At 73.9% G+C, this 18,678-nt stretch carries 19 protein-coding genes; 9 read left to right on the forward strand and 10 right to left on the reverse strand.

The annotated features are described in order from the left end of the window. The first annotated feature begins 139 nt into the window (after window positions 1–139). Complete coding sequence (htpX, locus tag IF01_RS0114815) at window positions 140–1,000, forward strand: zinc metalloprotease HtpX (protein WP_030393858.1); 861 nt, start codon at window positions 140–142, stop codon at window positions 998–1,000. A 38-nt stretch (window positions 1,001–1,038) separates the two neighbouring features. Here htpX and IF01_RS0114820 read toward each other — a convergent pair whose 3' ends face one another. Continuing rightward, entirely contained in the window at window positions 1,039–2,508 is a 1,470-nt protein-coding gene (locus tag IF01_RS0114820) for an aminotransferase-like domain-containing protein (RefSeq protein ID WP_030393859.1), read from the reverse strand. Between IF01_RS0114820 and IF01_RS0114825 the strand changes: the two genes are divergently transcribed. After that, window positions 2,507–3,550, forward strand: a complete 1,044-nt coding sequence (locus tag IF01_RS0114825; RefSeq protein ID WP_078879967.1) for a DMT family transporter — start codon at window positions 2,507–2,509, stop codon at window positions 3,548–3,550. The two genes, IF01_RS0114820 and IF01_RS0114825, sit on opposite strands and share 2 nt — an antisense overlap. Before the next feature lie 51 nt (window positions 3,551–3,601). On the opposite strand, the gene IF01_RS0114830 is transcribed toward IF01_RS0114825, so the two are convergent. Further along, window positions 3,602–4,075: a DUF7144 family membrane protein gene (locus tag IF01_RS0114830; RefSeq protein ID WP_030393861.1), complete on the reverse strand. Its 474-nt coding sequence runs from the start codon at window positions 4,073–4,075 to the stop codon at window positions 3,602–3,604. A 271-nt stretch (window positions 4,076–4,346) separates the two neighbouring features. On the opposite strand from IF01_RS0114830, the gene ctaD reads away from it, so the two are divergent. From ctaD to IF01_RS0114855, 5 genes are all read left to right on the forward strand, one after another. Then, window positions 4,347–6,005: an aa3-type cytochrome oxidase subunit I gene (ctaD, locus tag IF01_RS0114835; RefSeq protein WP_244215509.1), complete on the forward strand. Its 1,659-nt coding sequence runs from the start codon at window positions 4,347–4,349 to the stop codon at window positions 6,003–6,005. Between the two features lie 36 nt (window positions 6,006–6,041). After that, window positions 6,042–6,482: a BlaI/MecI/CopY family transcriptional regulator gene (locus IF01_RS0114840; RefSeq protein WP_078879968.1), complete on the forward strand. Its 441-nt coding sequence runs from the start codon at window positions 6,042–6,044 to the stop codon at window positions 6,480–6,482. Between the two features lie 10 nt (window positions 6,483–6,492). Then, window positions 6,493–7,443 carry a M48 family metalloprotease gene (locus tag IF01_RS0114845; protein WP_030393864.1) on the forward strand — a complete coding sequence of 317 codons (951 nt, stop codon included), beginning with the start codon at window positions 6,493–6,495 and terminating at the stop codon, window positions 7,441–7,443. 42 nt (window positions 7,444–7,485) lie between these two features. Then, window positions 7,486–7,674 (forward strand): hypothetical protein, encoded by a 189-nt coding sequence (locus tag IF01_RS0114850; RefSeq protein WP_030393865.1) that lies wholly within the window; start codon window positions 7,486–7,488, stop codon window positions 7,672–7,674. A gap of 119 nt (window positions 7,675–7,793) precedes the next feature. Next, complete coding sequence (locus IF01_RS0114855) at window positions 7,794–8,195, forward strand: YccF domain-containing protein (protein WP_030393866.1); 402 nt, start codon at window positions 7,794–7,796, stop codon at window positions 8,193–8,195. A gap of 114 nt (window positions 8,196–8,309) precedes the next feature. Here the strand turns inward: IF01_RS0114855 and IF01_RS0114860 are convergent, their stop codons facing one another. Next, on the reverse strand, window positions 8,310–8,978 hold the full coding sequence (locus tag IF01_RS0114860) for an FMN-dependent NADH-azoreductase (protein WP_030393867.1): 669 nt from the start codon (window positions 8,976–8,978) through the stop codon (window positions 8,310–8,312). Between the two features lie 75 nt (window positions 8,979–9,053). Between IF01_RS0114860 and IF01_RS0114865 the strand changes: the two genes are divergently transcribed. Next, complete coding sequence (locus IF01_RS0114865; RefSeq protein ID WP_030393868.1) at window positions 9,054–9,944, forward strand: sigma-70 family RNA polymerase sigma factor; 891 nt, start codon at window positions 9,054–9,056, stop codon at window positions 9,942–9,944. On the opposite strand, the gene IF01_RS0114870 is transcribed toward IF01_RS0114865, so the two are convergent. Next, entirely contained in the window at window positions 9,941–10,957 is a 1,017-nt protein-coding gene (locus IF01_RS0114870) for an NADP-dependent oxidoreductase (protein ID WP_030393869.1), read from the reverse strand. The two genes, IF01_RS0114865 and IF01_RS0114870, sit on opposite strands and share 4 nt — an antisense overlap. Before the next feature lie 132 nt (window positions 10,958–11,089). Between IF01_RS0114870 and IF01_RS0114875 the strand changes: the two genes are divergently transcribed. Further along, window positions 11,090–12,004, forward strand: coding sequence for a LysR family transcriptional regulator (locus IF01_RS0114875; protein ID WP_030393870.1), 915 nt, complete (start codon window positions 11,090–11,092; stop codon window positions 12,002–12,004). A gap of 3 nt (window positions 12,005–12,007) precedes the next feature. On the opposite strand, the gene mug is transcribed toward IF01_RS0114875, so the two are convergent. The 6 genes from mug to gadC all read right to left on the reverse strand — a co-directional run bounded on the left by mug (window position 12,008) and on the right by gadC (window position 18,496). Beyond that, complete coding sequence (gene mug, locus IF01_RS0114880) at window positions 12,008–12,646, reverse strand: G/U mismatch-specific DNA glycosylase (protein ID WP_078879969.1); 639 nt, start codon at window positions 12,644–12,646, stop codon at window positions 12,008–12,010. Next, window positions 12,643–13,713, reverse strand: coding sequence for a phosphatase PAP2 family protein (locus IF01_RS0114885; protein ID WP_078879970.1), 1,071 nt, complete (start codon window positions 13,711–13,713; stop codon window positions 12,643–12,645). The genes mug and IF01_RS0114885 overlap by 4 nt, the downstream gene beginning before the upstream one ends. Before the next feature lie 129 nt (window positions 13,714–13,842). Next, window positions 13,843–14,961 carry a M24 family metallopeptidase gene (locus IF01_RS0114890; protein WP_369826173.1) on the reverse strand — a complete coding sequence of 373 codons (1,119 nt, stop codon included), beginning with the start codon at window positions 14,959–14,961 and terminating at the stop codon, window positions 13,843–13,845. 143 nt (window positions 14,962–15,104) lie between these two features. Further along, on the reverse strand, window positions 15,105–16,457 hold the full coding sequence (locus IF01_RS0114895) for a dipeptidase (RefSeq protein ID WP_030393874.1): 1,353 nt from the start codon (window positions 16,455–16,457) through the stop codon (window positions 15,105–15,107). Between the two features lie 30 nt (window positions 16,458–16,487). Beyond that, on the reverse strand, window positions 16,488–16,922 hold the full coding sequence (locus IF01_RS0114900) for a hypothetical protein (RefSeq protein WP_030393875.1): 435 nt from the start codon (window positions 16,920–16,922) through the stop codon (window positions 16,488–16,490). Further along, window positions 16,919–18,496: a glutamate/gamma-aminobutyrate antiporter GadC gene (gadC, locus tag IF01_RS0114905; RefSeq protein WP_051755345.1), complete on the reverse strand. Its 1,578-nt coding sequence runs from the start codon at window positions 18,494–18,496 to the stop codon at window positions 16,919–16,921. Before gadC ends, IF01_RS0114900 begins: the two co-directional genes overlap by 4 nt. Window positions 18,497–18,678 lie beyond the last annotated feature (182 nt).

An 18,678-nucleotide genomic window follows, 5' to 3' on the forward strand; every position in this document is an offset into this window, starting at 1 on the left:
GACGCGCCGGGGCGGGGCCGGGTCCCCCGGTCGGGTGTCATGCCGGTCACAAGGGAACAAGGCCCCGGCCCCCACCCGTTGACCGGGCAGGAGGGACGAGGCAGAAAGGGCTTCCCCACGCACCATTGGAGGGCCACCCGTGCATCGCCGGCACAACGGACTGAGGACCGCCGCCCTGCTCGGGGGCCTCTCGGCGCTGATCCTGGTGATCGGTTCCTTCTTCGGCCGTACGGGCTTCGTGATCGCCCTGCTGGTCGCCCTCGGCACCAACGCCTACGCCTACTGGAACAGCGACAAGCTCGCCCTGCGCGCCATGCGGGCCCGCCCGGTGAGCGAGATCGAGGCGCCGCGGCTGTACCGGATCGTCCGGGAGCTCTCCACCTCGGCGCGCCAGCCGATGCCGCGGCTCTACATCTCGCCGACCCCGGCCCCGAACGCCTTCGCCACCGGCCGCAACCCGCGCAACGCGGCGGTCTGCTGCACCGACGGCATCCTGCAGCTGCTCGACGAGCGCGAGCTGCGCGGTGTCCTCGGCCACGAGCTGAGCCACGTCTACAACCGGGACATCCTGATCTCCTCGGTGGCCGGCGCGCTCGCCTCGGTGGTGATGTTCCTGGTGAACTTCGCCTGGCTGATCCCGTTCGGCCGGGGTGACGACGACGACGGCCCGGGCCTGTTCGGGCTGCTCGCGATCATGATCCTCGGCCCGGTCGCCGCCTCGCTGATCCAGCTGGCGGTCAGCCGCTCCCGGGAGTACCAGGCCGACGCCGACGGGGCCCGGATCACCGGCGACCCGCTGGCCCTGGCGAGCGCGCTGCGCAAGCTGGACGCGGGCACCCGGCAGCTGCCGCTGCCGCCGGAGCCGCAGATCAAGACCGCCAGCCACATGATGATCGCCAGCCCGTTCCGCCCGGGCGAGGCCGGTACGAAGCTGTTCTCGACCCATCCGCCGATGGCCGAGCGGATCGCCCGGCTGGAGCGGATGGCCGGCCACCGGTAGCGGCTCCGGTAGCGACGCCGGGAAGGGCGCGGCGGCCGTCAGCCCGTCGCGACCTCGTCCAGTACCGCCCGGAGCCGGTGCACGCCCTCCACCACCTGGGCGGAGTTCTCGGCGGCGGCGTAGCTGAGCCGCAGATTGGCGGCCGGCGGTTCGGCGGCGTGGTACGGCCGGCCGGGGGTCACCTGGACGCCGGCCCGCATGGCGGCGGCGGTGAGCACACCGTCGTCGACGCCCTCGGGGAGCCGCAGCCACAGGTGGTAGCCGCCGGGGCGGTAGCTGCCGAGCACACCCGGCAGCTCGCGGTGCAGGGCGGCGACGGCGGCGGTGCGGCGGTTGCGCAGCTCGGTGCCGAGCGTGCGCAGATGACGGGCCCAGCCCGGGTCGGCGACGAGTTCCAGCGTCGCCTCCTGGAGCGGCCGGGGCACGAAGAAGCTGTCCACCACCTGGGTGGCCCGCAGCCGGGCGAGCGCCGGGCCGCGCGCGGTGAGGGCGCCGACCCGCAGGTTGGGCGAGGCGGCCTTGGTGAGCGAACGCAGGTGCACCACCACCCCGTCGCGGTCGTCCGCGGCGAGCGGCCGGGGCAGGGCGGGGGCGTCCGCGTGCACCAGCAGTCGGGAGAAGTCGTCCTCGACGACGAAGGCCCCGGCGGCCCGGGCGATCCGGAGCACCTCGGCCCGGCGTTCGGGGGAGAGCACCGCGCCGGTCGGGTTCTGGAACAGCGGCTGGCAGACGAAGACCCGCGCCCTGGTGGCCTCGAAGGCCTCCGCCAGCAGGTCGGTGCGGACGCCGTCGGCGTCGACCGGCACCGGGACGGGCCGCAGCCCGGCCGCCCGGACGACCGCCAGGATGCCCGGGTAGGTCGGCGACTCCACCAGGACCGGGGCGCCGGGTGCGGCGAGGGAGCGCATCGCCACGGTGAGGCCGCTCTGCCCGCCGGAGGTGAGCAGGACGTCCCCGGTGGCGATCGGCCCGTCGTGGCCGCCGATGTCGCGGGCGAACCAGCCGCGCAGCTCGGTGAGGCCGTCGGTGGGCGGGCGCTCCCAGGCGCCGGGGCGGCGTCCGGCCCGGGCCAGGGCGGCGGCGAGCAGCCGCTCGGGCAGCAGGGAGGAGTGCGGGTAGCCGCTGTTGAGGTCGATGACGTCGGGCGGCGGCACGCGCAGGGTGGCGAACACCGGGGCGGCCAGCAGGTCGCGCGGTCCGGTCTCGCTGCTGAGGGCGATCTCCTGCCAGGAGAGGTCGCCGGGGCGGGCGGTACCGGCCGGGGCCCTGCGGGCGCCGGCCGCGGGGACGGTGGTGAAGGCCGCCGCGCGGAACACCCCGGCGCCCGGGCGGGAGATCACCAGGCCCTCGGCGGCGAGGACGGCGATGGCGCGGGAGACCGTGCCCGGGCTGACCTGGTGGCGTTCCATCAGGGCCCGGCTCGACGGCAGCTTCCGCCCTTCCGGGTAGCGCTCGACTTCCCGTCGCAGACTGTCGGCGAGTTCGGTCACACTGCTACGCTCATTCATGAGAGCACAAGATAGCGCTACCCTCGGTTCGGCGATAGCGGACCGGCCCGCTACGGCGCGGACGACGGCCCGGGCGACCACAGGGGCGACCGCAGACGCGACTGACGAGGCCCTGTCGACCGCGTCGGCCACGGCGACTCCGGCCGCCGCGCCGCCGAAGGCCGCACCCGGTACCGGCGGCTCCGCCGGTACCGCGCAGGCCGCCCTGGGTGTCCTCTGCTTCTCCTTCAGCTTCCCCGCCACCGCCTGGGCGCTGACCGGCTTCGGCCCCTGGAGCGCGACCGGCCTGCGCGGCCTGCTCGCCGGAGTGCTCGCCGCGCTCTGCCTGGCGGCGGCCCGCGTCCCGCTGCCCGAGCGCCGGCACTGGCCCGGCCTGTTGGTGGTCTCGGCGGGCTGCGTCCTCGGCTTCCCGCTGCTCACCACGCTGGCCCTGCGCACCTCCTCGACCGCGCACTCGGCGGTCGTCATCGGGGTGCTGCCGCTGGCCACCGCGGCCGTCGCCGCGCTGCGGGCCGGACGCTCCGGCGCCCGGCCGTCCCGGCTGTTCTGGGGCGCGGCACTGGCCGGGGCGGTGGCCGTGCTCGGCTTCACCTTGCTGCAGAGCCACGGGCTGCCGGGCCTCGCCGACCTGTACCTGTTCGCGGCGCTGCTGATCTGCGCGGCCGGGTACGCGGAGGGCGGGCGGATCTCCCGGGAACTGCCCGGCTGGCAGGTGATCGGCTGGGCGGTGGTCGCGGCGCTGCCGGTCACCGCGCTGACCACGGCGCTGGCGCTGCCCGCCGAGCCGGTGGAGCTCGGCGGGAAGGCACTGGCCGGGCTGGCGTACACGGCGGTGGTGTCGCAGTTCGGCGGGTTCGTGGTCTGGTACCGGGGGATGGCGGCGATCGGCGTGCCGAGGGCGAGTCAGCTCCAGCTGGCGCAGCCGCTGCTGACGCTGATCTGGTCGGTGCTGCTGCTGGGCGAGGTGCTGCCGGCCGCCGCGCCGGTGACGGCGGTGGTGGTGCTGCTCTGCATCGCGCTCACCCAGCGGGCACGGGCGTGACACGTGGTGGTCCGGACCCGGGCGGGGTCCGGACCACCAAGGTCGGCGGGATCAGTGCCCGGCGGCGTCGGGCTTGTGGATGCACAACGCCCAGATGATGAAGACGTCCAGCGCGATCACCACGATGGACCAGCCCGGGTAGTACGGCATCGCCAGGAAGCTCTCGACGGCGCTCACCGCGGTGAGCGCGATACCGGCGTAGCGGGCCCAGGTGGCGCCCGTGAGGAGGAACGCGCCGACCAGCGCCACCAGCGCGCCGACGACGATGTGGATCCAGCCCCAGCCGGTGAGGTCGAACCGGAAGACGTAGCGGTCGGTGGTCAGGAAGACCTCGTCGTCGTGGACCGCCATGATGCCCCGCAGGACCTCCATGATGCCGTTGATCAGCATCAGGACACCCGCGAACACCACGAAGCCGGGCGCCCAGTCGCGGAACCCGCCGTGCGACGTCGGCGGCGGTTGGCCCGTGCCCGAGCGCCAGGGCGGGGGCTGGTCGGGAGGCGTGGACGACGTGCTGCTGCTCATGGATTCCTCCAGGACCGGACGCCGGGGCCCGACAAGCGCCCCGGACAGGTGTGCGGAGTGACGTACGGACTTCGACCGTCCGACCCCGCCCGCCGCCCGGCAACCCGACCGCACCTGTTCGGGTGACCCGCCCCGCGCGCCCCCGGCCGCCCCGGCGGGCCGAGCGGTACTGCTGGTCCGACCCCTGCCCCGGACCTGGAAGGCGCGGCACGTGACGCTTCTGCCGAAGGACCTCGTGGAGCAGCCCCCACGCCGTTCGCGCTCCCCGCGGCTGGAACGGCGCCGCGCCGCCGCCCGCCGCCGGCGCGGCCGGGCCCTGGTCGGCTGGCTGACCACCACCGACCACAAACGGATCGGCACCCTCTACCTCACCACCGCCTTCGCGTTCTTCCTGGTCGGCGGGCTGATGGCGATGCTGATGCGGATCGAGCTGGCCCGCCCCGGGCTGCAACTCCTCTCCAACGAGCAGTTCAACCAGCTCTTCACCATGCACGGCACGATCATGCTGCTGATGTTCGCGACCCCGCTGTTCGCCGGGTTCGCCAACTGGATCATGCCGCTGCAGCTCGGCGCCCCCGACGTCGCCTTCCCCCGGCTGAACGCGCTCGCCTACTGGCTCTACCTGTTCGGCTCGCTGATCGCCGTCCTCGGCTTCCTCACCCCGGACGGCGCGGCCGACTTCGGCTGGTTCGCCTACGCGCCGCTCAACAGCGCCGAGCACAGCCCCGGCATCGGCGCGGACCTGTGGATCATGGGCCTGGCCTTCTCCGGCTTCGGCACCATCCTCGGCTCGGTCAACTTCGTCACCACGATCATCTGCTTCCGCGCACCCGGGATGACGATGTTCCGGATGCCGATCTTCGTCTGGAACATCCTGCTCACCGCCGTTCTGGTGCTCTTCGCCTTCCCGGTGCTGGCGGCCGCGCTGCTCTGCCTGGAGTCCGACCGGCGGTTCGGCTCGCACGCCTTCGACGCGGCCAACGGCGGGGCGCTGCTCTGGCAGCACCTGTTCTGGTTCTTCGGGCACCCGGAGGTCTACGTCATCGCGCTGCCGTTCTTCGGCATCGTCACCGAGATCATCCCGGTGTTCAGCCGCAAACCGGTCTTCGGCTACAGCGGCCTGATCGCCGCCACCATCGCCATCACCGGTCTGTCGATCACCGTCTGGGCGCACCACATGTTCGTCACCGGACAGGTGCTGCTGCCGTTCTTCGCGGTCATGACGATGCTGATCGCGGTGCCCACCGGGGTGAAGTTCTTCAACTGGATCGGGACCATGTGGCGGGGCTCGCTCAGCTTCGAGGCCCCGATGCTGTGGACGGTCGGCTTCCTGGTCACCTTCCTCTTCGGCGGCCTCACCGGCGTGCTGCTGGCCGCGCCGCCGATCGACTTCCACGTCTCCGACTCGTACTTCGTCGTCGCGCACTTCCACTACGTGGTGTTCGGGACGGTGGTCTTCGCGATGTTCGCCGGCTTCCACTTCTGGTGGCCCAAGTTCAACGGCCGGATGCTCGACGAGCGGCTCGGACGGATCCACTTCTGGACCCTCTTCGTCGGCTTCCACAGCACCTTCCTGGTCCAGCACTGGCTCGGCGCCGAAGGCATGCCCCGCCGCTACGCCGACTACCTCGCCTCCGACGGCTTCACCACCCTCAACACCGTCTCCAGCATCGGCTCCTTCCTGCTCGGCATCTCCACCCTGCCGTTCCTGTACAACGTCTGGCACACCGCCCGCTACGGGCAGCGGGTCACCGCCGACGACCCGTGGGGCTACGGCCGCTCGCTGGAATGGGCCACCTCCTGCCCGCCGCCCCGGCACAACTTCACCACCCTGCCCCGGATCCGCTCCGAATCGCCCGCCTTCGACCTCCACCACCCCGAGATCGCCGCACTCGACCGGCAGCGGAACGTCCGCGAACCACAGCGCTGATTCCGGGCCCCGCGCCCTCTCGTTAGGATGACCGGCATGGCAGAGGACACCGCGGACACCGCAGAGGACACCAACGCCCCGGTGGCCGGCGACCCGCGGGCCCGGCGGCGCGGCCAGGGCGAACTGGAGGCCCAGGTACTGGCGGTGCTCCAGCACGCCCCCGGCCCCGCCACCGCCGGCTGGGTCCAGGAACGTCTCGACGGCGACCTCGCCTACACCACCGTGATGACGATCCTCTCCCGGCTGCACGCCAAGGGCGCCGTCAGCCGGACCCGCGCCGGCCGCTCCTACCTCTGGCAGGCCTCCTCGGACGCCGCCGGCCTCGCCGCCCTGCGGATGCGCCGCGTCCTGGACGGCGAACCCGATCGGGACGCCGTGCTCGCCAGCTTCGTCACCGCCCTGCTCCCGCACGACGAGGAACTGCTGCGCACCCTGCTCGACAGTGCCGTCGCCCCGGCCCCCGACCGCGAAGGCTGACCTCCTCACCGTGGGTTTCTTCGTCTTCCTCCCGCTCGTCCTGCCGCTGACGGCGCTGCCGATCGCCCGTCTCACCGAGCAGCACCTCCACCCGCGCGGCGCCGCCCGGCTGCTCACCGGGTTCAGCATCGTGATGGCGCTGTGCAGCGCGGTCAGCCTCGGCCTGATCGGCGTCGTCGGCACCGCGCAGCTCCCCGGCAACCCGCTGCCCGACAGCTGGTCCGACCCCGAGGTCAGGGACGCCCTGCCGTACCACGAGACCGTCGGCACGGCGGCGCTGATCGTCCTCGCCGTCGTCCTGCTCGCGGTGGGCCGCACCCTGGTCCGGCACCTGCGGATCCGGGCCCGCGCCCGGCGCGCCCTCGGCCGCGCCCTGCCCGCCGCCTCCGACGTCGCCCTGCTGCCCGACCCGGCCCCGTACGCCTACGCGCTGCCCGGCTCGCCGCGCTCGCCCGGGCGGGTGGTCGTCTCCACCGGCATGCTCGACGGCCTGGCCGAGGACGAGCGCGCGGCGCTGCTGGCGCACGAACGCGCCCACCTCACCCACCGGCACCACCGCCACCTGCTGGCCACCCAGCTGGCCGGCTGCGTCAACCCGTTCCTGCGGCCGCTCCAGCGGGCCGTCGCCTACAGCGCGGAGCGCTGGGCCGACGAGGAGTCCGCGCAGGCCGTCGGCGACCGCCGGGTCACCGCCCGCGCCGTCGCCCGGGCCGCCCTCGCCTCGCGCACGGCCCCCGCCGCCTACACGGTGTTCCCCGCCTTCGCCGCCCCCGGCCCCGTCCCCCGCCGGGTCGCGGCCCTCCTCGGCCCCGTGCCCACCGCCCGCAACTGGCCCCCCGCCCGGACCCCCGCGGGCCTCGCCGCCCTGGTCGCCGCCCTCGGCACCGCCGCCTCCGCCCTCTCCGCCCTGAACGCCGCCGTCGCCCTCCTGCTCATCCTCAAGGCCGTCACCCCGCTCTGAACCCGGTGGCGGCCGGACCGGCCCCCGGTCTACCGTCCGGCCATGGCCAAACGTCGTTATGTGGCCCGGGGTGTCCCCGGCGGCTACCGGATATGGGACAACAAGGCCGGCCGCTGGTGGGGCGACCACTACGAGCTCTGCCCGGACGCGCTCCTCGCCGAGCTCAACGGCGGCGCCGACCCGGCCCGCCTCACCGCCCTGCTCAGGGAGCACCGCGCCCGGAAGCGCTGACCGCCCCGTGCCCGCACCCCGAGTTCTCCCTGAGGTGCGGTCCCCGGGTGCGTAGACACGCAGCTCAGCGGGCATCGGGGTCGTAGGGGCCAGTCGTCGCGCGTGAGAGGGTGCCGGACATGAAGGTGATCGACTTCGTTCTCAACGTGATCTGGCTGATCTTCTGCGGTATCTGGATGGCGATCGGCTATGTGATCGCCGGCGTCATCTGCTGCATCCTGATCATCACCATCCCGTTCGGCATCGCGTCGTTCCGGCTGGCCGGGTTCGTGATCTGGCCGTTCGGGCGCAAGGCCGTGGAGCGGACGGACGCCGGGGCTCCGTCGTGCGTCGGGAATGTGATCTGGCTGGTGTGCGCGGGGTGGTGGCTGGCGCTGATGCATCTGATCACCAGCATTCCGCTGTTCCTGTCGATCATCGGTATCCCGTTCGGGTGGGCCAATCTCAAGCTCATCCCGGTGTCGCTGACGCCGCTGGGGCGGGAGATCGTGTCGACGGACGAGCCCTGGGGCGGGCGGTAGGAACGGTCGAGGGAGGGCCGGCGGGAGTTCCCGCCGGCCCTCCCTCGTTTCGGGCGCCGGGTTCGGACCCCGGACTCGGGCGCCGGACTCGGGCCCAGGGCGGTGGCGCCGGGCTCAGGCGTCGGCGAGGGCGGTCAGGGTGGTGCGGGCGGTGCCGAGGGAGATGGTGGCGAGGTCGCGGTAGGGGGTGAGGGCGGGGATGTCGGCGGCGCGGGTGAGTTCGGCGTGGACGAAGCGGAGGTTGGCGTCCGGGACGCCGAGGTGCTCGGTGAACCAGGCGCGCAGGTACGGGGTCTGGAAGTCGAAGCGTTCGCGCGGGGTGCCGGGGCCGTAGCCGCCGCCGCGGGCGGTGACCACGACGACGCGGGTGGCGGTGAGGCGGCCGGTGTGGGCGCCGGGGAAGGTGATCCGGTCGATCCAGGCCTTGAGGGCGGCGGGGACGGTGAAGTTGTACATCGGGACGCCCAGCAGCAGGGTGTCCGCGGCGTGCAGCTCGGTGATCAGGGGGTGGGTGAGGAACCACTCGTGCTGTTCGTCGGGGGTGGCCGCGAGGGTGTGGACGTCGGGCAGCGGGACGGGGGCGGACCGGCGTTCGACGCGGATGCCGAGGGAGGCGTAGCCGGGGCCGACGAGCGGGACCGGGTCGGCGGCGAGGTCGCGGTGGCGGTAGTCGGCGTCCGGGTGGCGGGCCTGCCAGGCGCGGGCGAAGCGGGCGGTCAGGCGGCGGCTGACGGACCGGTCGAGCGGGCCGGCGCTGGAGTCGAGGTGGAGCAAGGCGGGCATCGGAGGTCTCCTGGTCACCTTCGGGGAGCGGGCATCGTCAACCCCGTGACGAGGGCGCGGACGGAAAGGTGACCGATGGACGGGCGCGAGGAGCTGGCGGTGCGGTTCGAGGCCGAGCGGGGGCGGCTGGGGGCGGTGGCGCGGCGCATGCTCGGGTCGACGGCGGAGGCCGAGGACGCCGTGCAGGAGGCCTGGCTGCGGCTGGAGCGGGTGGACGCGGCGGAGCTGGAGAACCTGCCGGGTTGGCTGACCACGGTGGTGTCGCGGATCTGTCTGGACGTGCTGCGGGGGCGGCGGACGGAGGCGGTGGTGGTCGAGGAGGCGGTGGACGGCCCGGAGGCGGAGGCCGAGCTGGTCGAGGAGGTGGGCCGGGCGATGCTGGTGGTACTGGACCGGCTGGGCCCGGCGGAGCGGGTCGCCTTCGTGCTGCACGACGGCTTCGCGGTGCCGTTCGAGCAGATCGGTGCGATCGTCGGGCGGAACACGGCGGCCGCGAAGAAGCTGGCGAGCCGGGCCCGGCAGCGGGTCCGGGGCACGGGGGAGGCGACGGGCACGGGGGAGTCGACGGGCACGGCGAGCGGCACGTCCGGCTCGGCGCGGCGGGCGGTGGTGGAGGCGTTCCTGGCCGCCGCCCGCGGGGGCGACCTGGACGCGCTGCTCGCCGTGCTCGCCCCGGAGGTGGTGCGCCGGGCCGACCCGGCCGCCCTGCCCGCCGGGCGGCCGGCGCTGCTGCGCGGCGCCGGGGCGGTGGCCCGGGAGACCCGGGTGATCGGCCTGCGGGCGCGGTTCGCGGCGCCGGTGCTGGTGGACGGCGAGGTCTGCGCGGCGATCGCGCCGGACGGGCGGCTGCGGCTGCTGCTGCGGTTCGAGGTCGCGGACGGCCGGGTGGCCGGGTTCGAGGTGGTCGCGGACCCGGCACGGCTGGCGGCGCTGGAGCTCTCGTTGCCCGGCCGGGACGCGTCCTAGCGCGGCTCGTCGGCGAGCTGGACGATCATCTTGCCGGTGTTGGCGCCCTTGAGCATGCCGAGGAAGGCGTCGACGACGTGCTCGAAGCCCCGGACGACCGTCTCGTCCGAGCGGACGGCGCCGGAGCGCAGGTGCGGGACGAGGAAGTCGTACAGCTCGGGCCGGGCATCGAGGTGGTTCCGGACCAGGAAGCCCTCCAGCCGCAGGCTCTTGCCGACCACGTCGAAGAGGTTGCGCGGCGCGGGCGGCGGCGTCTGGAGGCTGTTGTACTGGGCGACCGCCCCGCACCAGGCGATCCGGCCGCCGTCGCGCAGGGTGTCGATGGCGGCCTCCAGGTGGTCGCCGCCGACGTTGTCGAAGTAGACGTGCAGGCCGTCCGGGGCGGTTTCGCGCAGCCGGTCGGCGATCGGCGCCTCGTGGTAGTCGAACGCGGCGTCGAAGCCGAGGTGCTCGGTGAGGTGGCGGACCTTGGCGGCGGAGCCGGCGCTGCCGACGATCCGGCCGGCGCCGAGCAGCCGGGCGATCCGGCCGGCGGCGGTGCCGACGCCGCCCGCGGCCGCCGAGACGAAGAGCGTCTCCTCGGGCCGCAGCCGGGCGATCCGGGTCAGGCCGACCCAGGCGGACAGCCCGGTGCCGCCGAGGATGCCGAGGTGGGCGCTGAGCGGGACGCCCGCGAAGTCCGGCAGGACGGTGGTCCCGTCCGGGGTGACCACGGAGAGGGTGCGCCAGGCCCGGCGGTGGTGGACCAGGGTGCCGACGGGCAGCGCGGGCGTCCGGGACTCGACGACCCGGCCCAGGGTGCGACCCTCCAGCGGGGCGTGCAGCTGCCAGCCGCCGGTCTCGTCCATCTCCTCGCGCATGTACGGGTCGACGGACTGGTGGATGTTCTCGACCAGGGCCTCGCCGGTGGCGAGCGGCGGGACGGTCTCGTCGACGAAGGCGAAGTTGTCGGCGGTGGGCTCGCCGGTCGGGCGGGAGACGAGGTGGACGACGCGGGCGGTGGGGCGGGACACGGGAGCTCCAGGGGGTGCGAACGGGGCGGTGAAGATCACCGTAGGAAGCCGGCGGGCGGCCGGGCAGGGGCCGCCGTCGATGGATGGGCCGGTTCCATGAACGGAATCGATGGATCCGGTAGCGTCACCCGTATGACCGATCTCGCCCCGCACGAACTGCGCGTGCTGGTCGCCGTGGCCGAGGAGCAGGGCTTCACGGCCGCCGCCGCGCGCCTGGACAGCAGCCAGTCCGCCGTCTCGCACGCCGTGCGCGCCTGCGAACGGAAGCTCGGCGCGGTGCTGTTCGAGCGCGGGCGCCACGGCGCGCGCCCCACCGAGGCCGGGGAACGGGCGGTCGCGTACGCCCGGCGGATCCTGCGGCTGCTGGCGGTGATGGGCCCGGAGGTGCGGGCGACCGGTGCGGGCGACCCGGCCGGGGAGGTCACCGGGACGCTGCGGATCGCCGCGTTCCGCAGTGTCGCCGCCCATCTGCTGCCGCCGGTCCTGGCCCGGCTGACCGCACATCACCCGGGGCTGACGCCGCGGGTGCGGATCGTCCGCGAGATCGGCCGGGGCACCGCCGGGGAGGTCGCGGACGGCCGGGCCGACCTCGGCCTCGCGACCCTCGACCCCGCCGCGCCGCTGCCCGTCCCCGGCCTGGTCGCGGCCCGGCTGTTCGAGGAGACCTACGCGCTCGCGCACCCGGCCGGACACCCGGCGCCGCGCGGGCTCCCGCTGGTCGACTGGGACGAGAACTGCGGCTCCTACACCCGGGACTGGTGGGGCCGGCAGGACTGGATCCCGCCCTCGACCATCGACGTCGAGGACGACACGGTGGCCGTCTCGCTGGTCTCCCAGGGCCTCGGGATGGCGATCATGCCCCGGACCGCCCTGCTCGGCGCCCCGCCCGGGCTGGCCGTCACCGACCTCGGCCCGAACCCGCCGAGCCGCTACGTCGGGTATGTGACGACGCCGGAGCTCGCGGGCACGGCGGCGGTGCGGGCGCTGATCCGGGAGCTGCGGGAGCTGCGCGGCCGGGAGCTGCCGGAGGGGCTGGCGGCGGCCTGAGGCTCAGGCGCGGCCGGCCGCAGGGTCGGCCGTGTCCGCGTCCGTACGGTCCGGCTCCGCGTGGTCCAGCGTCGCGCGGAGCCCGGCGAACTCCGCCGCCAGCGCGTCCAGGGTGTAGTGGGCGTTGAGGCCGCTGGGGTTCGGGAGCACCCAGACGGCGGTGTCGCCGATGCCCTGCTCCTGCCGTCCGATCGACGCCGTCCGCCGGCCGAAGGCGGTGCGGTAGGCGCCGATGCCGAGGACCGCCAGGACGCGCGGCCGCAGCCGCAGCACCCGTTCGGCGAGCGCCGCGCCGCCCGCGCGCAGCTCCTCGGCCGTCAGCTCGTCGGCCTTGGCGGTGGCGCGCGGGGCGACGTTGGTGATGCCGAGGCCGAGGTCGAGCAGCTGCCGCTGCTCGTCCGGGCGGAACTGCCGGGGTGTGAAGCCGGAGCGGTGCAGCGCGGGCCAGAAGCGGTTGCCGGGCCGGGCGAAGTGGTGGCCGGTGGCGCCGGACCACAGCCCCGGGTTGATGCCGCAGAACAGGACGCGCAGACCGGGGGCGGTGATGTCCTCGATCGTGCTGTCACGGGCGGCGAGCAGCTGCTCGGCGGTCGGCTTGGGCACCGCGCCCGGTGCGGGGGCCCTGGTCGGCTTTTCGGTCACGGGTCCAGTCTGCCGGTGCGGACGACCTCCCGGACGCCCGCCCCCGTAGCGGCCGGGGCCGGAGCCGGCCGGCTCGCCGCCAGCGACCTGGTCCGCCGCCGTTCCCGCAGCCACCGCACGCCGTACACCGCCACCGCCGCGTACGCCCAGCCGACGAAGACGTCCACCAGGAAGTGCTCCGCCCCGTACACCAGGGTGAAGGTCATCGCGAGCGGGTAGGCGACCAGCAGCACCCGCAGCCAGCGCGCGGCGGTCGGCCAGAAGAAGAACAGCAGCATCGCCGGGTACGCCGAGTGCAGCGAGGGCATCGCCGCGACGTCGTTGGCGAACTGGCTGCCGTTCTCGAACACCGAGGCGGCCCGGGGCAGTCCGCTCTGGCCGAGCACGTCCGAGACCACCCGGGTCAGGGCCGGCAGGTGCCCCTCCTGGGAGGCCAGCCACGGCGGCACCGCCGGGTAGAGGATGTACGTCGCGAAACCGGCGAAGGTCAGCACCAGGTAGCAGGTGAGCAGGTGCCGGAACCGGTCGTGGCGGCGGCGCCAGAGCACCGCGAGCACCACGAAGACCATGAAGAAGTGCGACATGTAGACGGTGACCGCGGCGTAGTCGTACCAGTGCGGCGAGCCCGGCGTGTACAGCCCGTGCTGGAGCCGGACCGTCAGGGTCTCGCCGAAGCCGAGGAGTTCGTCGGCACGCTGCTGCGGCCACAGGTACGGGCCCCAGGGGGTGCGCGCGCCGTAGCCCCGCAGCAGCGAGTACGTCCAGACGACGGCCATCACCGGGACCCAGTCGCGCAGCACCAGCAGGAACCCGCGCGGACCGTGCCCGCTGTGCACACCGGCGGCCAGCAGCGCGCCGATCAGCCACAGGAAGACCAGGTCATTGGTGTACGGCAGGCCGTAGGCGCGCAGGTACCACAGCAGGGCGGCGAGGTAGAGCGGCCACGCCAGCAGCCGGAGGCGGGCGGCGGCGCCGGTGCGCGGGCCGCTCCGGGAGCCGGTGGCCGGACGCAGCCGCCCGGCGCTCGCGGACGGGGTGGGCGGCGCCGGGCGGAGCATTCTGGTCATGCCGATCGAAGCTAGCAAGGCATTCTTGGAGAACTCTCGGTGCGAACGTCCGGTCCGTTCAGGAAGGGTTCAGAATTGCCCCGGTTGGTGCAGTGCGGCAGGGGCCGACCGGGTGGTCCCGGCTCGGCCTCAGGACACGATGCCAAGCTCGTGCGGGGTGTTGTTGAACCGTCGGCCGCCCTGCTCGGTGACCGTGACGATGTCCTCGATCCGCACCCCGAACCGGCCCGGCAGGTAGACACCGGGCTCGATCGAGAAGCACATGCCGGGGACGAGCGGCTGCTGCTCGCCCTCGACCAGGTACGGCGGCTCGTGCGTGGTGATGCCGATGCCGTGGCCGGTGCGGTGGATGAAGTAGTCGCCGTACCCGGCCTCGGTGATGACCCGGCGGGCGATCCGGTCGATCTCCTGGCAGGCGATCCCGGGCCGGACGGCCTCGAACGCGGTCTGCTGCGCCTGCCGGACGACGTCGTGGACCTTCCGCACCTCGTCCGGGACGTCGGTGCCGACGTGCACGGTGCGGGTGGTGTCGGAGCCGTAGCCGTCCTTGAGGCCGCCGAAGTCCAGGACGACGGTGTCGCCGGCCCCGATGACCCGCTCGCCGGCCTCGTGGTGCGGGTTGGCGCCGTTGGGGCCGGAGCCGACCACGGTGAAGTCGACCTGGCTGTGCCCGTACTGGATCAGCAGCGCGCTGAGGTCGGCGGCCACGTCGGTCTCCCGACGGCCGGCGAACTCCACCTCCAGGATGCCCCGGTAGGCGGCGTCGGCGGCGCCGCCGGCCGCGGCGAGGCGCTCCAGCTCGTCGGGGCCCTTGACCGCGCGCAGCATCGGCAGGGTCTCGGTGAGCGAGGTCCAGCCGGTGCCGGGCAGGGCGGACTGGAGGCCGAGCAGGTGCATCGCCCAGGTGTTGTCGGAGACGCCGTAGCGCCCGGCCGGGTCGAGCAGCGGGACGGCGGCGGCGTACGGGTCCTGACCGTCGGTCCAGTCGAGCAGCCGGACGGCGGGGGCGCCCTCGGCCCGCTCGGCGTCGGGGCGCTCCAGGGCGGGGACGATCAGTACGGGCTCGCGTCCGGCGGTGAGGACGAGGGCGGTGAGCCGTTCGGTGATCGCGGTCGGCCGGTAGCCGGTCAGGTGGACGAGGTCGGGGCCGGGGCCGACGACCAGTCCGGCGAGTCCGGCGGCGGTGGCGGCGGCGGTGGCCCGGTCGAGGCGGGTGCGGTAGTCCTCGGCGGTGAAGGGGCGGGGCATGCGGGACTCTCCAGGCGGGGGCATGCGGGTCTCCTGACTGTGCGGGGCGGTCGACGGGCGGGCCGGGTGCGCGTCAACTCCAGCACGGGTGGTGCGTGTTCGTCACGAGTACGGGTCCGGGTTCGGGTGCGGGTGACGTTCGGTCACGGCCGGTGCGAGTCGGCGTAGTGCCGGAGGAAGAGCGCCTCCACGTTGGCCATGTGCTCGATCTCGGAGGGGTCGACGCTCTCGTTGGGCGCGTGGATGAGGCAGCGCGGCTCCTCGACGCCCATCAGGATGATCTCCGCCTCCGGGAAGGCCTGGGCGAACACATTGCACAGCGGGATCGAGCCGCCCTGGCCCAGGAAGGACATCGGCCGCCCGTAGACCTCCTGCATCGCCTTGTCGAGCGCCGTGTACGCGGGCCCGCCGGTGGCGGCGCGGAACGGCGAACCGGTGCTCTCCGGGGTCACCTCGATCCGCACGCCCCACGGCGCGGCGGCCTCCAGGTGCGCGGTGAGCGCGTCGCGGGCCGCGCCCGGGTCGGTCCCGGGCGGGACGCGCAGGCTGACCCGGGCCCGGGCGGTGGCCGGGATCGCGGCGGCGGACCCCACCACCGGCGGGCAGTCGATGCCGAGCACGGTGACGGCGGGCCGGGCCCACAGCCGGTCGGCGACGGTGCCGGAGCCGGTCAGCCGGACCCCGTCCAGCACGCCGGCGTCGGTGCGGAACTGCTGCTCGTCGTAGCCGACCCCGACCCAGGTGCCGGCGCAGTCCAGCCCGTCGATCCGGGTGCCGCCGTCGGCGTCGCGCAGCGAGTCGAGCACCCGGATCAGCGCGGCCAGCGCGTCCGGGGCCGGGCCGCCGAACATGCCGGAGTGCATGTCGCCGCCGAGCGCGGAGACGGTGACCACCACGTTCGCCAGCCCGCGTAGCGAGGTGGTGGCGGTGGGGACGCCGACGGCGGCGTTCCCGGTGTCGCAGACCAGCAGCGCGTCGGCGTGCAACTCACCGGCGTGCGGCGGCACGTAGGCCTCCAGGCCGCCGGTGCCCTGCTCCTCCGAGCCCTCCACGACCAGCTTCAGGCCGACCGGCAGGTCGTCGCCGAGGGCCCGCAGCGCGGTGAGGTGCATGACGATGTTGCCCTTGCAGTCGGCGGTGCCGCGCCCGTACCAGCGGCCGTCGCGCTCGGTGAGCTCGAACGGCGGGGAGGTCCAGGCGGCGTCGTCGAGCGGGGGCTGGACGTCGTAGTGGGCGTAGAGCAGGACGGTCGGCGCGCCGGGCGGCGGCGGGCGGTGGCCGACCACGGCGTGGCTGCCGTCCGGCGTCTCCTCCAGGTGGACGTCGCGCAGTCCGGCCTCGGTGAAGGCCGCGGCGACCCACTCCGCGGCCCGGCGGCAGTTCTCGGGCGGGTACTGGCGCGGGTCGGCGACGGAGGGGAGGGCGACCAGCTCGGCGAGGTCGGCCTTGGCCCGCGGCATCAGGTCGGCGATCCGGCGGGCGAGTTCGTCGGTCATGGGGGCTCCTCCGGGAGCTGTGGCCGGGCGTCAGTTGCGCACGGTGTCGTGGAGCTTGAGGTCGTCGATCTTGTCCTTGATCGCGGCGAGCTTGTCCGGGCAGTACACCGAGAGCACGATCGACTCGGCGAAGACCACCTCGCGGTCGGACAGCACCGGGCGCTGGCCCGGGCCGGACGCGCCGTTGGACATGCCGTACGTCCACTGCGCCTGCTTCAGCGCGTTGGCCGGGTCCTCGCAGACGGCGCCGCCGTCCTCGCCCAGGGTGTGCACGATCTGGTTCTGCGTCGGCACCGGGTAGCCGGCCGCGCTCAGTGCCGAACTCAGCTGCTGGGCCTTGCGGTTGGCCTCGTTGGTCTGGTGCAGCTGGGTGTAGGTGAGCAGGCCGGTGATCAGCATGCCGACCAGCAGGACGATCGCGCCGAGGTAGATCCAGCGGTGCCGGGAGGCCATCAGGCTGGTCATGCCGCACCTCCGTCCTTGCGGGGGCCGTCCGCCCCGGCTCCGCCGAGTTCGGCGGCCTCCTGGGCGGCGAGCTCGGCCTGCGCGTCGGGCGAGCGCCACTCCGGCTTGCGCAGCCGCAGGAACAGGTACGGGATCAGCAGGCCCAGCACCAGCAGGCCGCCGCCGACGATCAGCACGTACGACCAGACCGAGCCGCTGCCGAACTGCGAGGACGGCACGAAGCCGATCGCCATCGCCGCCGCCGAGGCCACCAGGCCGGTGACGGCGATCGGCACCAGCGCCGGCGCGTGGTAGCCGCGCGGGTGGTCGGGCTGGGTGCGGCGCAGCCGGATCGCCGCGGCGAACATCAGCAGGTAGACGATCAGGTACACCTGGGTGGTGATCACCGAGAAGATCCAGTAGGCGCTGGAGACGTTCGGGATCAGCGCGTAGGCGAGGGCGATGACGGTGGTGACCACACCCTGGGTGACCAGCAGGTTCTGCTGGACGCCCTCCTTGTTGAGCCGCTGCAGGAACGGCGGCAGGTAGCCCTCCTGGCGGGAGATCAGCAGCAGGCCCTTGGACGGCCCGGCGAGCCAGGTGAGCATGCCGCCGAGCGAGGCGGTGACCAGGGCGACCGCGATCACCGGGGTCAGCCAGCCGATGTGGAAGTACTGGAAGAAGGAGTCGAAGGCCTGCATCACGCCGGCCGTCAGGCTGAGCTCGGCGGACGGCACCACCCAGCTGATCGCCAGTGCCGGGAGGATGAAGATCGCCAGCACCATCCCCGAGGCGGTGAACATCGCGCGCGGGAACTCCTTGGCGGGGTCGCGCAGCGAGGAGACGTGCACCGCGTTCATCTCCATGCCGGAGTAGCTGAGGAAGTTGTTGACGATCAGCACCAGGCTGGCCAGGCCGGTCCACTGCGGGAACAGGTGCGCGGCGTTCATCGGTGCGGCGGACTGGTTGCCCTGGCCGAGGAAGACCATGCCGAGCACGACGAGCAGCGTGCCGGGGATCAGCGTTCCGATGACCAGGCCCATCGAGGAGAGACCGGCCACCGCCTTGGTGCCCCGGGAGGACACCCAGACGCCGGCCCAGTAGAGCACCATGATCACGATCGCGGTGTACAGGCCGTTGCTCGCCAGCGCGGGATTGACCACATAGGCGATGGTCGAGGCCACGTACGCGAGCAGGGACGGGTAGTAGAAGATCGTCATCGCGAACTGGCACCAGACGGCGAGGAAGCCGAGCGGCTTCGACAGGCCCTCCGACACCCAGCGGTAGACGCCGCCCTCCCAGCCGGACGCCAGCTCGGCCGAGACCAGCGCGGTCGGCAGCAGGAAGACGACGGCCGGGAGCAGGTAGAGGAAGACGCAGGCGAGGCCGTAGACCGCCATGGTGGGCGCGGCGCGCAGGCTGGCCACCGAACTGGTCGTCATCAGGGCGAGCGTCAGCCAGGACATCCGGGGCGCGTTCGCGATCCTGGTGGCCACCGCACCGGTGCGCTCGCGGGCCGACCGCGACGACGGGCCGTCCGGGGCGCCTGTGCCGGGACTGCCCCGGCCGGACGACGGTATGTCCATGGAACTCATGGGTCCTCCTGGGGTGGCCCGACAGCACTGGTCCGGGGGTGGCCCCGGGGCGGGCCGTACCCGGCCAGTTCACCCGGTTGGCGATGCGGGCGCATGCGGCGTGCGGCCGGCCGGGTGAGCGGGGGTCAGGAGGGTGGGGGTCAGGAGGGCGGTGGTCAGGAGGGCGGTGGGGGCCGGTGGTC

The sequence above is a fragment of the Kitasatospora purpeofusca genome (assembly GCF_000718025.1).
GTDB classification, from domain to species: domain Bacteria; phylum Actinomycetota; class Actinomycetes; order Streptomycetales; family Streptomycetaceae; genus Kitasatospora; species Kitasatospora purpeofusca.